The 13518-nt window shown below is 47.4% G+C and carries 6 protein-coding genes, 5 tRNA genes and 3 rRNA genes; 3 read left to right on the top strand and 11 right to left on the bottom strand.

Annotated elements, in window-relative coordinates; genetic code table 11:
- Positions 1-28: 28 nt before the first annotated feature.
- The 10 genes from QFZ78_RS28890 to QFZ78_RS28845 all read right to left on the bottom strand — a co-directional run bounded on the left by QFZ78_RS28890 (position 29) and on the right by QFZ78_RS28845 (position 7917).
- Positions 29-104: transfer RNA gene (locus QFZ78_RS28890), tRNA-Thr, on the bottom strand.
- A 66-nt stretch (positions 105-170) separates the two neighbouring features.
- Positions 171-246: transfer RNA gene (locus QFZ78_RS28885), tRNA-Phe, on the bottom strand.
- 28 nt (positions 247-274) lie between these two features.
- A tRNA-Asp gene (locus tag QFZ78_RS28880) sits at positions 275-351 on the bottom strand.
- 15 nt (positions 352-366) lie between these two features.
- A tRNA-Val gene (locus QFZ78_RS28875) sits at positions 367-442 on the bottom strand.
- A 31-nt stretch (positions 443-473) separates the two neighbouring features.
- Positions 474-545 (bottom strand) — tRNA-Glu (locus QFZ78_RS28870).
- A gap of 51 nt (positions 546-596) precedes the next feature.
- Positions 597-713 (bottom strand): 5S ribosomal RNA (gene rrf, locus QFZ78_RS28865).
- Positions 714-781: 68 nt separating this feature from the next.
- Positions 782-3699: ribosomal RNA gene (locus QFZ78_RS28860) — 23S ribosomal RNA — on the bottom strand.
- A gap of 281 nt (positions 3700-3980) precedes the next feature.
- Positions 3981-5522 (bottom strand): 16S ribosomal RNA (locus QFZ78_RS28855).
- Together the 16S, 23S and 5S rRNA genes with 5 tRNA genes alongside form the textbook arrangement of a ribosomal RNA operon.
- A gap of 389 nt (positions 5523-5911) precedes the next feature.
- The gene (locus QFZ78_RS28850; protein WP_307555942.1) at positions 5912-6700 is read right to left on the bottom strand and encodes a DUF2935 domain-containing protein; all 789 of its coding nucleotides are present in this window, start codon (positions 6698-6700) and stop codon (positions 5912-5914) included.
- A gap of 266 nt (positions 6701-6966) precedes the next feature.
- Positions 6967-7917 carry a DMT family transporter gene (locus QFZ78_RS28845; protein WP_307552657.1) on the bottom strand — a complete coding sequence of 317 codons (951 nt, stop codon included), beginning with the start codon at positions 7915-7917 and terminating at the stop codon, positions 6967-6969.
- Positions 7918-8065: 148 nt separating this feature from the next.
- Between QFZ78_RS28845 and QFZ78_RS28840 the strand changes: the two genes are divergently transcribed.
- Entirely contained in the window at positions 8066-9406 is a 1341-nt protein-coding gene (locus QFZ78_RS28840; protein ID WP_307552655.1) for an aminotransferase-like domain-containing protein, read from the top strand.
- A 103-nt stretch (positions 9407-9509) separates the two neighbouring features.
- On the opposite strand, the gene QFZ78_RS28835 is transcribed toward QFZ78_RS28840, so the two are convergent.
- Positions 9510-10097, bottom strand: a complete 588-nt coding sequence (locus QFZ78_RS28835) for a TetR/AcrR family transcriptional regulator (RefSeq protein WP_307552654.1) — start codon at positions 10095-10097, stop codon at positions 9510-9512.
- 374 nt (positions 10098-10471) lie between these two features.
- Between QFZ78_RS28835 and QFZ78_RS28830 the strand changes: the two genes are divergently transcribed.
- A complete protein-coding gene (locus QFZ78_RS28830; RefSeq protein WP_307552653.1) occupies positions 10472-11668 on the top strand; it encodes an asparaginase domain-containing protein in 1197 nt (398 codons plus the stop codon).
- A 65-nt stretch (positions 11669-11733) separates the two neighbouring features.
- Entirely contained in the window at positions 11734-13464 is a 1731-nt protein-coding gene (locus tag QFZ78_RS28825) for an asparaginase domain-containing protein (RefSeq protein ID WP_307552651.1), read from the top strand.
- Positions 13465-13518: the final 54 nt, after the last annotated feature.

The raw sequence follows: 13518 nt of genomic DNA, 5'->3' as shown, positions 1-13518 counted from the left end.
TTACAACGCTTCGCTTTTTTGGGTACTGTGGTGCCGTCGAGAGGACTTGAACCCCCAACCTACTGATTACAAGTCAGTTGCTCTACCAGTTGAGCTACAACGGCTTATTTAGTTATGGGGTCCCCGAAAAGTAATCGGAAACCTACTATACTTCACTTTTTGGGGTAAAGTGGTGGCTCGGGACGGAATCGAACCGCCGACACGAGGATTTTCAGTCCTCTGCTCTACCGACTGAGCTACCGAGCCATGCTTGATGATCACTTTTTGGTGTAAATGGCGGAGCTGACGGGATTCGAACCCGCGGTCTCCTGCGTGACAGGCAGGCATGTTAGGCCACTACACCACAGCTCCAGAATGTACATGATATGGTGAACGCTGACGGGATCGAACCGCCGACCCCTACCCTGTCAAGGTAGTGCTCTCCCAGCTGAGCTAAGCGTTCATGAGAAATATGCCCTTGTGGGGATTATTAATGACCCGTAGGGGACTCGAACCCCTGTTACCTCCGTGAAAGGGAGGTGTCTTAACCACTTGACCAACGGGCCTTACTTCCACGCAAAAGAGGCGGCAAAAAAAATACCCAACTAGTGGGTACTGCTTGGCAACGTTCTACTCTCCCAGAACCCTGCGGTTCAAGTACCATCGACGCTGGAGGGCTTAACGGTCGTGTTCGAGATGGGAACGCGTGGGTCCCCTCCGCCATCATCACCAAACAGTCAAAGCGTGTTTGCGCCTTGAAAACTAGATACGAAACTTGCGTAAAGTTAGAATTTTAGGTTTATTGGTTAAGCCCTCGACCGATTAGTATTCGTCAGCTGCATGCATTGCTGCACTTCCACCTCGAACCTATCAACCTCGTCGTCTACAAGGGGTCTTACATACTGGGAAATCTCATCTTGAGGGGGGCTTCGCGCTTAGATGCTTTCAGCGCTTATCCCCTCCGTACATAGCTACCCAGCGATGCCTCTGGCGAGACAACTGGTACACCAGCGGTACGTCCATCCCGGTCCTCTCGTACTAAGGACAGCTCCTCTCAAATTTCCTACGCCCGCGACAGATAGGGACCGAACTGTCTCACGACGTTCTGAACCCAGCTCGCGTACCGCTTTAATGGGCGAACAGCCCAACCCTTGGGACCTACTTCAGCCCCAGGATGCGATGAGCCGACATCGAGGTGCCAAACCTCCCCGTCGATGTGGACTCTTGGGGGAGATAAGCCTGTTATCCCCAGGGTAGCTTTTATCCGTTGAGCGATGGCCCTTCCATTCGGTACCACCGGATCACTAAGTCCGACTTTCGTCCCTGCTCGACTTGTAGGTCTCGCAGTCAAGCTCCCTTATGCCTTTGCACTCTGCGAATGATTTCCAACCATTCTGAGGGAACCTTTAAACGCCTCCGTTACATTTTAGGAGGCGACCGCCCCAGTCAAACTGCCCACCTGACACTGTCCCCATACCGGATCACGGTACCAGGTTAGAACTCCGATACGATCAGGGTGGTATCCCAACGATGCCTCCACCCAAGCTGGCGCTCAGGCTTCAAAGGCTCCCACCTATCCTGTACAGATCGTACCAAAGTCCAATATCAAGCTGCAGTAAAGCTCCATGGGGTCTTTCCGTCTTGTCGCGGGTAACCTGCATCTTCACAGGTATTAAAATTTCACCGGATCTCTCGTTGAGACAGCGCCCAAGTCGTTACGCCATTCGTGCGGGTCAGAATTTACCTGACAAGGAATTTCGCTACCTTAGGACCGTTATAGTTACGGCCGCCGTTTACTGGGGCTTCAATTCATAGCTTCGGAACCGAGGTCCCTAACCACTCCTCTTAACCTTCCAGCACCGGGCAGGCGTCAGCCCGTATACTTCGCCTTGCGGCTTCGCACAGACCTGTGTTTTTGCTAAACAGTCGCTTGGGCCTTTTCACTGCGGCCCCCTCGGGCTATTCACCCTACCGAGGCACCCCTTCTCCCGAAGTTACGGGGTCATTTTGCCGAGTTCCTTAACGAGAGTTCTTCCGCGCGCCTTAGAATTCTCTTCTCACCCACCTGTGTCGGTTTGCGGTACGGGCACCTTCGCCTGGCTAGAAGCTTTTCTTGGCAGTGTGAACTCATGACCTTCGGTACTTAAATTTCCCTCCCCATCACAGCCCAGCCTTACGATGTGCGGATTTGCCTACACATCAGCCTCACTGCTTGGACGAGCATCCATCAGCTCGCGTCACTATCCTTCTGCGTCACTCCATTGCTCATAACGGCTACGGTGGTACAGGAATTTCCACCTGTTGTCCATCGACTACGCCTTTCGGCCTCGCCTTAGGTCCCGACTTACCCTGAGCGGACGAGCCTTCCTCAGGAACCCTTAGGTTTTCGGCGGATCAGATTCTCACTGATCTTTTCGTTACTTATACCGGCATTCTCACTTGTATGCGCTCCACCTGTCCTTACGGTCAGAATTCTACGTACATACAACGCTCCCCTACCCATGCACATTGTGCAAGCCATAGCTTCGGTGGCGTGTTTAGCCCCGTTACATTTTCGGCGCAGAGTCACTCGACCAGTGAGCTATTACGCACTCTTTCAATGGTGGCTGCTTCTAAGCCAACATCCTGGTTGTCTGTGCAACTCCACATCCTTTCCCACTTAACACACACTTGGGGACCTTAGCTGATGGTCTGGGCTGTTTCCCTTTTGACAATGGATCTTAGCACTCACTGTCTGACTCCCGGATTTAAGTTTGTGGCATTCAGAGTTTGACTGGACTTGGTAACCCTTGGCGGGCCCCGCACCCAATCAGTGCTTTACCTCCACAACTCAACATCCGAGGCTAGCCCTAAAGCTATTTCGGGGAGAACCAGCTATCTCCGAGTTCGATTGGAATTTCTCCGCTACCCCCACCTCATCCCCGCATTTTTCAACATGCGTGGGTTCGGGCCTCCAGTGAGTGTTACCTCACCTTCACCCTGGACAGGGGTAGATCACACGGTTTCGGGTCTACGTCCACGTACTAAAGCGCCCTATTCAGACTCGCTTTCGCTGCGGCTCCGTCTTTTCAACTTAACCTCGCACGGGAACGTAACTCGCCGGTTCATTCTACAAAAGGCACGCCATCACCCATATAGAGGGCTCTGACTTCTTGTAAGCACACGGTTTCAGGTTCTTTTTCACTCCGCTTCCGCGGTGCTTTTCACCTTTCCCTCACGGTACTGCTTCACTATCGGTCACTAGGGAGTATTTAGCCTTGGCAGATGGTCCTGCCGGATTCCGACGGGGTTTCACGTGACCCGCCGTACTCAGGATACCTCTAGGGGTTTCGTTCGATTTTGGCTACAGGGCTTTTACCTTCTATGCCGGACCTTTCCAGATCTCTTCGCCTACCGAACTAACCCCACAACGAGGTCCTACAACCCCAAGGAGCAAGCTCCTTGGTTTGGGCTATTCCGCTTTCGCTCGCCGCTACTGACGGAATCACTTTTGTTTTCTTTTCCTCCAGGTACTTAGATGTTTCAGTTCCCTGGGTATGCCTCCAATGCAGCTATGTATTCACTGCATGGTAACTGCGCATTACCACAGCTGGGTTCCCCCATTCGGACATCCCCGGATCAAAGCCTGCTTACGGCTCCCCGAGGCATTTCGTCGTTCGCCACGTCCTTCTTCGGCTCCTAGTGCCTAGGCATCCTCCGTGTGCTCTTTCTAGCTTAACCATTTATAGGGACCTTTAGCGTTAGCTAAAGTCTCTCCTAAGCTGAAAAAACTTTAAAGATTTTTGCAAGATTCGTTAGAATCAAGCAACCTAAGTTCTTACTTTACGTTTTGTTTCGTTATCTAGTTTTCAAGGAACAACTGTAATGCTTTTGAAAGATTGCTCTTTCAAAACTGAACACGAGTGAATAAGCGATTTGTGTGAACAATGAGAGACTTTGATCTACGATCAAAGATCCCTATATATCACTTGACTGGTCTTATCAAGACCGAGTCTCCATAGAAAGGAGGTGATCCAGCCGCACCTTCCGATACGGCTACCTTGTTACGACTTCACCCCAATCATCTACCCCACCTTCGGCGGCTGGCTCCCTTGCGGGTTACCCCACCGACTTCGGGTGTTGTAAACTCTCGTGGTGTGACGGGCGGTGTGTACAAGACCCGGGAACGTATTCACCGCGGCATGCTGATCCGCGATTACTAGCAATTCCGACTTCATGCAGGCGAGTTGCAGCCTGCAATCCGAACTGAGATCGGCTTATAAGGATTGGCTCCACCTCGCGGCTTCGCTTCCCGTTGTACCGACCATTGTAGTACGTGTGTAGCCCAGGTCATAAGGGGCATGATGATTTGACGTCATCCCCACCTTCCTCCGGTTTGTCACCGGCAGTCATCTTAGAGTGCCCACCCAAAGTGCTGGCAACTAAGATCAAGGGTTGCGCTCGTTGCGGGACTTAACCCAACATCTCACGACACGAGCTGACGACAACCATGCACCACCTGTCTCCAATGCTCCGAAGAGGGCGCCTATCTCTAGGCGTTACATCGGGATGTCAAGACCTGGTAAGGTTCTTCGCGTTGCTTCGAATTAAACCACATACTCCACTGCTTGTGCGGGTCCCCGTCAATTCCTTTGAGTTTCACTCTTGCGAGCGTACTCCCCAGGCGGCATACTTACTGTGTTAACTTCGGCACCGAGGAATCGAATCCCCAACACCTAGTATGCATCGTTTACGGCGTGGACTACCAGGGTATCTAATCCTGTTTGCTCCCCACGCTTTCGCGCCTCAGCGTCAGTTATAGGCCAGAAAGTCGCCTTCGCCACTGGTGTTCCTCCACATCTCTACGCATTTCACCGCTACACGTGGAATTCCACTTTCCTCTCCTACACTCAAGTCAACCAGTTTTGGATGCGAACCGGGGTTGAGCCCCGGGCTTAAACACCCAACTTAATTGACCGCCTGCGCGCGCTTTACGCCCAATAATTCCGGACAACGCTTGCCCCCTACGTATTACCGCGGCTGCTGGCACGTAGTTAGCCGGGGCTTTCTTCTCCTATACCGTCACACAAAAGGCAGTTACTCCTCTTGCTGTTCGTCTAGGGCAACAGAGCTTTACGATCCGAAAACCTTCATCACTCACGCGGCGTTGCTCCGTCAGACTTGCGTCCATTGCGGAAGATTCCCTACTGCTGCCTCCCGTAGGAGTCTGGGCCGTGTCTCAGTCCCAGTGTGGCCGTTCACCCTCTCAGGTCGGCTACGCATCGTCGCCTTGGTAGGCCGTTACCCTACCAACTAGCTAATGCGCCGCAGGCCCATCTATAAGCCACAGATTGCTCCGTGTTTCATGATTCTCTCATGCGAGAAAACCAGTTATCCGGTCTTAGCTATCGTTTCCGATAGTTATCCCGATCTTATAGGCAGGTTACCTACGTGTTACTCACCCGTCCGCCGCTAACTTATCCCGAAGGATAAGTCCGCTCGACTTGCATGTATTAGGCACGCCGCCAGCGTTCGTCCTGAGCCAGGATCAAACTCTCCATAATAGTAAAACTATATGAAAGCTGAAATGCTCATTGACTTGCTAGCGAGATTTTGCAATCTCTTTTTTTGAACGATTTCTCGTTCGTGCTTACTCACTCGTTGTTCAGTTTTCAAAGATCAATTTCTTTCGCTCACTGCCGTGTTACCGAAGCAGCGAGAAGTAATATACCATACTGATTTTTATTTTGCAACTAGTTTTTTTCTAGTTACTTTCACCAGCCTGTCTTGCGGCCGGAGTGATAATATAACATGGATTACAAACACATAGCAATGTTTTATTTTTCCAATTATAATGTTTTTTAAATATAAAAGAAAAAGGCAGATTCCAATTAGGAACAGCCCTTTTTTATCAACTTCTTATCGTCTTCTTAATGGAGATTCTTTTTAGGAACTACATTACCCTAGGTTTTGTGGGATCGCAATTCTGCGGGGGAACAACGCCGCTTTGAGACAACTTCAATAAATAGTAGCATTCTTCGCGATACATATGATCAGGCACGAGAGGGTTAATACGCGATAACAGCTCTGCACTTAGCCCAAGCTCCTCGACTTCTTTCAAGAAAGCCATGAATATAGACATTTCCATATTAATATCGGAATGGAATTTGTTAATTGAAGGGTAACTAGCTCGCAACGTACGTAAATAACCTGCAAGTTCAATCGCTTTTAAATAAAACTCATTGAAATTCTTCTCAAATTGCTCGCTTTTCTTGATTAATCTCTTCTCTACCGCATCCAAGTCCATTGCAATAGCTGACGCATGACCAGCAGCGTCACTTAGCCAAAGCAAATCATGATGCAAAGGAGCATACTTCGGGACCGGCTTACCCTCCAGGAGCACAATAAGTATTTTGAAGTACTCTTCAAGCTCATTCAACATATGATTGAGAAAGGTCGGTGTTAATCCAAGCTTTATTTGCCCGAGTAAAAGACGATCTAAAAGATTCAATTTATACTCGCGTAAATTTGCCGTTAAATCGTAAGCTTGTTTGTTTAATTGAGCCAAATTGGCAGCTTCCTTCATTCGCGCTTGACCAAGGAGCTGATCATATTGGTTTATGAAGGAATGGGCGATAGCAATATCTTTGATCTCCCCAGGAGCAAGGGCATTATATATAAACCTCGCGTGATCCCCTAAAATTTGCAGCCAAAATCGATGCTCAAACAATGTTTGTTCCATCATCTCATACCCCTTCCCACTAATACTTTACCTAATTGATTGTATGTAACGATCTAGTTATAAAAAACCAATCCCCGTTACTTTTTAGATAAAACAAAAAAAGACGCCGAGTAGCGTCTTAGTGGGAAGCAACTATCTAGCTTATATAGAAGCTTCTCCAGAATCTCATCATAGTTAGGAATGAAATGAATTCCTAGAACTCGAATGATTCTACTTCAGCGCGGGCATTAATAACATAACTGCGATCTCCCATATCCATTCACTTCTCACCCTCTTACACGATCAGCTTTAACCTTTGGCAAAGTCACTTTATATCGGCCCAAATATTGCGTCCCGATCACCCCTGTTAGAATCATCACAGAGCCGATCAAGTAATACATTGTCACTTTTTCCCCAAGAAAAAGGGCCCCAGCCGCTATGGAGACGATGGTTGATAAATTAGTGAATACGCTCATTTTGGAAGCTTCTATCTTGGACAAGACATAGTTACCTGTCAAAGCCGTCACCAGTGAGGAGAACAAGCCTAGGAAGAGTATCGCCACAATAAATGAAGGGTTAGACAGCGGTGAAAGAAAGATCTCAAGTGTCCCCGCACTAGCATGACTCGAAAGCGAAACAACAAGAAAGGTAGCAAATCCTATTCCGAGCATAAAATAACTGATCTCCGCTGGGCTAAACTGCTTCGAAAGCGAACGAGCCAGAACACTGTATCCAGCAAAAGCCACACAAGTAAGAACCAACAGAATGATCCCTGTCATGTTTGACAAATCTAGCGTGCTCCCCTTCATGATGAAAATAAACAAAACGCCGGATACAGAGAGGAAAATCGATAGTTTCTGCAAGACGTTTGTGGTTTCCTTCAGAAACAAGGAAGCAAACACCATCGTTACGATCGGCGTGAATGCGTACAGGATGCCTCCCTCAGCCGAAGAGGTATGCAGCAGCCCATAAGCTTGAAGCGTAAAGAAGCCTAGCGGATATGTCGTGGCCAGCAGCAGCGCTTTGATTATCGGTTTTCCACGGTAATTCAGCTTAACCAAGCCAAGTGCAACCGGGATGGAGAAGACTGCGAACGAAACGGTAAAACGAAAGGTAAGCGTATCGAGCGGGTTAGCATGATCAAGAGCTATTTTGGCAAACAAGAAAGAAAATCCAATGATCACCGCATTTAGTATGGCAAATATATAAGCAAGTTTGATTCCTTTTCGGTTATTCATAATTCCCCCACTTCCTAACGAATTTATGGTACTTTATTGGTAATGGTGCCGGCCAGCTGTTGGTTATAGCATAGAACGAATACTGTCGTACTTCAATCTATTTACCAACCAACTGTACCGGTACAATTATGGGACGGGGGACATATCTATGCATAAATATTCTCTTATTTTCAATGACATCGAACGGCGAATTGAGGATGGACAAATACGATCCGGACAAAAGCTGCCGTCAATAAGGGAGCTGTCCATCACCTATTCTTGCAATAAGAGCACGGTCATTCGCGCCTATACAGAGCTTGAGAATCGCCATCTCATTTACTCCATCCCTCAAAGCGGGTATTATGCGGTACAGAAGAGAACAGATGGCATCCATCCTACGGAACAAGCAGTCTATGATTTCTCTTCGGGAGCTCCAGACCCTGAGCTGTTTCCTTATCTCGATTTTAAACATTGTATAAATAAAGCGATTGATACTTATAAGAATGAACTGTTCGTGTACGGAACCCCACAAGGATTGCCTTCGTTATTAAAGGTGTTAACCAAGCATTTGGCCAACTATCAGGTGTTCACGAATCCAAGCAACCTACATATTACATCAGGTGTTCAGCAAGCCTTATCCGTCTTGGCTTTGATGCCTTTTCCGAATGGAAAACGAGGGGTATTGCTTGAACAACCGAGTTATTATTTGTTTATACGCCTTTTAGAACTTTATCAAATCCCTACTTTTGGCATCGCAAGAACAGTCAGCGGCATCGATCTAGATGAATTAGAGCGCTTATTCCGTACAGAAGATATTAAGTTCTTCTATACAATGCCCCGCTTCCATAATCCTCTCGGTAGCTCTTATTCGGAACAAACGAAGAAAGCAATTGCCCAACTAGCCAAACGCTATGACGTCTACATCGTCGAAGATGATTATCTGGCTGATTTGGAGAACGATACGAAATCTGACCCCATCTTCGCTTATGCTTCAACCCATGTTGTTTATTTAAAAAGTTACTCCAAGATCTTGTTTCCAGGATTACGAGTAGGCGCAGCCGTCCTCCCTTCGGACCTTACGCCCACATTCAACAATTACAAGAAATTATCGGACATCGACAGTTCCATTCTCTCGCAAGCAGCATTAGAAATTTATATTCAGAGTGGTATGTTTGAACGGCGCAAGCGAAAAATCAGAGATTCTTATTCGCGTAGATTAATGCATCTGAATAAATCCTTGCTATCAAACAGTGACACCGCATTCCTATCTCCATCTGAGGTGATCTCGGGTGTGTACACCCATATCAACGTCCCAGCTCAACTGCACATCCCAACCCTGTTGGATAGATTGCGTAAGAAGCGTGTTATTCTGCAGGACCTCCAACCTTATTACTTACCTGCGTTTAAGCCTGAGCATTTGTTAAGTCTTAGCGTAACGCAAGTATCCGAGGAGCGGATCGAAGCCGGCGTACGACTTATTGCGGTTGAGATCAAGCGGATGCTTGGGTGAAACGGGGTTCCTTCGAGTCCCGGAAAATATCAACACTTCCTATTCAAAGCAAAAGCCCTTCTGATTATTTTCATCAGAAGGGCTTTATTTACACATTCATCTGCTAAGAGATTCCAGAAAGTAGCAAAACCCAAACCGATGCAAATTCTTGATCAATCGTATCTGAGGACCACTCATGCGCATGTGCAGGATGATGGAAACGCGAAGTAGCAATAAAAATAGCCCTCGCAGTAGCGTTTGATTCAACGAGTTTGAATTCTTTAGACTTTATTCCTTCTTCAATAATCCGGGCAATCTGATCGATTAATTGATTGACATGCGTAGTTATCATTTCAACGGCATCTAATGTAACAGCCGCGTACATGGCAAACATTTCGGAATCATTGATTGCATAGGTCCTCTTCGTATGGACCAAGGTTTCAAGCCACGAGCGCAAACGCTCTTTAGCACTACCTCCAGACTGAACGGCAATAGTTTCTAAAGGATCTAAAATAATATTGTGCAGCCATCGCTCGGTTACCGCCTCTCTTAATGAGGCTTTACTTGCAAAGTGTCGATAAAGAGTCCCATGGCTAACTTGAAGCGCCCGAGCCACATCGACAACGGAAGTTTTGTCAGGTCCATAACGCCTAAGCACCTGTTCAGCCGCGTCTAGTATGGCTTCCTTCGTTAGTGGAAGATCATTGGACATGTTGGTCCCCCTCTCTATTAGTAGTTCCATGATAGCACAGTAAGTATCAAAAACAAAATGACAATATCGTTATTTTGTTTTATGTTTATTACTTTTGAAATCTCCATGACACCGACATTAAGCTATAAATTTATTTCATGTAATGTTATCTAACATTAATATATTGTTTTTCTATAATTATATTGCTTTGTAAAATCATTGGAAATAAAAAACAAGCTTAAAAACATAGAATAACAGAGTATAAGATAGATTATTGAATGTACGGCATGGTTGTTATCGCTTTCTAAGAGTTTGATGAATTTGTCAGTTTATCTAACACGATATAAGATTATCTTGTCTTACATACCAACACCATTCACGGGAGGTAATATTTCATGACATTAGAACGAAGCAAAAAAGTTTTCAAGCGTGTCCTTTTCTCTTTACTTACTATTACCATGTTGGGGAGCGGATCTTCACTAGCTTTCGCAGCGGATGCTCCAGTTCAACCAGCTAGCATTCCGATTCCTGCGCTTTCTGACTCATTTAAGCAATCATCACTCTCTAACGTGATCGTCATCGGAACTGGCGGCACCCTTGCCGGTAAAGCTGAAGATAGCACAAGCTTCCAGAACTATAGAGCAGGTACATATTTAATTGAAGACATGGTGAAACAATTGCCGGGTAAACAAAAAATCGCTGATGTGACAACCTACCAATTCGGTAACAAAGGATCAGGCGGCTACACCATCGCTGATCTTTACGATCTTTCGCTTACTGTGGATCAAGCGCTTCAGGTGTATGATAGTGCCGTAGTTACAACTGGAACCGATACCATGGAAGAGATTGCCTACTTCCTTGATCTGACCGTTCGCAGTGAAAAGCCAGTCGTCGTAACCGGCGCTATGCGGCCATGGGACGTTATCGGTACTGATGCTCCAGCTAACCTGTACAATGCGATTAAGCTGGCTGGCAGCGGCAAGACGAAATGGTTTGGCACTGTGCTTATGTTGAACGATGTCGTTCATGCAGCTAGAGAAGTGACGAAGTCCAACGCGCACCGTATGGACACTTTTGAGACACCTATGCTTGGTGCACTGGGGTACATTGACGATAGTATCCGCATTTACCGCGCTCCTGCTCGAGCAGTGAAAGCTGGTACAACGGATTGGGCTACACCTTTCGATTTGAAGACGATCACGAAAGATAAATTGCCTGCCGTTGAAATCGTCTATAGCTATCAAGAAGCAGGCGGAGGGGCTATTAAAGGTCTGGTTGCTGATGGTGCGAAAGGGATTGTAACAGCTGGAACCGGCGCAGGCGGTATTTCTGCCAAAATGAGTGCAGCCCGTACCGAAGCAATTAAACAAGGCGTACTCTTCGTTACAACGACTAGAACAGGTTCAGGCACGATGTATCCTGGAACTACGGATGGCATTATTGCAGGTGACAACCTCAATGCGCAGCATGCTCGTCTCATGCTTCTACTTTCACTAGCATTCTCTAACGATCAAGCCAAGATCAAAGGCTGGTTCGCTAATTATGGTACGCAGGATGTCAAAATCGATGCGCAGCTACCTACCACTCCTTAAGTCCTCCGAGACCACAGAAGAGATGCCAGTATTGGCCATCCACATAACAAGGAGGTAAACCATTGATGACATGGACTAAACATAGCCAAAATAGCCGTATCAAAAAGCTGTTCACTCTTCCCCTTATCGTGTCTTTGTTAGGCACCATGTTGGCATTCGGTGGAGTGGCAACAACCGCCTTCGCGGAAGAAGTTGCTCCCAAGTCTTCCAGCTTTCCGATACCTGCCCTCTCCGATACGTTTAAGCAATCATCGCTTTCAAACGTGATTGTTATCGGGACCGGCGGTACCTTAGCCGGCAAAGCCGAGGATAGCACGAGCTTTCAAAACTATAAAGCGGGCACGTATTTAATTGAAGACCTCGTCAAACAATTGCCTGACAAGCAAAAAATTGCCGATGTAACGACCTACCAATTCGGTAACAAAGGCTCGGGCGGCTACACCATCGCTGATCTATACGATCTTTCTCTAGCTGTCGATCAAGCGCTTGAGGTTTACGATAGCGCCGTAGTTACGACAGGTACGGACACTATGGAGGAAATCGCCTATTTCCTCGATCTAACCGTGAGAAGTCCTAAACCGGTTGTTGTAACTGGCGCTATGCGCCCTTGGGACGTTATAGGAACCGACGGTCCAGCTAACCTGTACAATGCCATCAAGCTGGCCGGAAGCGGCAAGACGAAGTGGTATGGCACAGTGATCATGCTGAACGATGTCATCCAAGCGGCCAGAGAAGTTACCAAATCGAACGCACACCGGATGGATACATTTGCAACTCCGATGCTGGGCTCACTTGGATATATCGACGAGAACAATATTCGTATGTATCGCTTGAATGGACGCGCCATGAAAGCTGGTAAGGCCGATTGGGCAACCCCATTCGACTTAAAGACAATCACCAAGGAAAAGCTGCCGATCGTTGAGATCGTCTCTAGCTACCAAGAAGCAAGCAGCGGAGCCATTAACGGCTTTGTTGCAGACGGTGCAAAAGGGATAGTTACTTCAGGTACAGGCGCAGGCGGTATTTCTGCCAAAATGAGTGCAGCCCGTGCAGAAGCTATTAAAAAAGGAGTCGTCTTCGTTACAACGACGAGAACTGGCTCAGGCACGATGTATCCAGGAACGACGGATGGCATCTTTGCCGGTGATAGCCTGAATGCCCAGCATGCCCGCCTTATGCTTCTTCTTTCACTAGCGTTCTCGAGTGATTACGACACGATCAAAGGCTGGTTTGCGACGTACGGTACACAGAGTATTGGCGTGGATCCGTCCGATATCGCGAAGCATTGGGCAGAGATAACCATCGTGAAAGCGATCAAAGACAGCATCGTATCAGGCTACCCTGATACTTCGTTTAAACCGAACAAGAATGTTACTCGCGCGGAATTTGCAGTTATGCTGATGAATGGTTTGAAACCAGTTGGCGAAGGAGCGAAGCTCGCTTTTACCGATGAGCATGAGATTGGCACTTGGGCTAAGAATGCCGTTGCGCAAGCTGTCAAAGTGGGCTTCATCCAAGGCTACGACGATGGTACATTCCGACCGAATGAACCGATTACCCGCACGGAAATGGCGTCCATGATTGCAGGTGCGATGAATCTGAAAGCTGATCCTTCTGAAGCTACAGGATTTACCGATGATCAGGATATCCCATCATGGGGTAAAGGGGCCGTCACTGCACTTAAGCAAGCAGGTGTCGTTAGCGGCAACGAAAACAATCAGTATGCTCCGAGCGGCTCTACGACAAGAGCTGAAGCTGTAACGGTCATTATTAACATGCTGAACAAGAAATATTAGTAAGCGCTGATCCCCCCCTCTTTGTATGATTTTCATACAAGAGGGGGTTTTAAT

This window comes from Paenibacillus sp. V4I5 (assembly GCF_030817255.1).
GTDB lineage: Bacteria > Bacillota > Bacilli > Paenibacillales > NBRC-103111 > Paenibacillus_E.
This window is presented reverse-complemented; position numbering and strand designations above follow the sequence as displayed.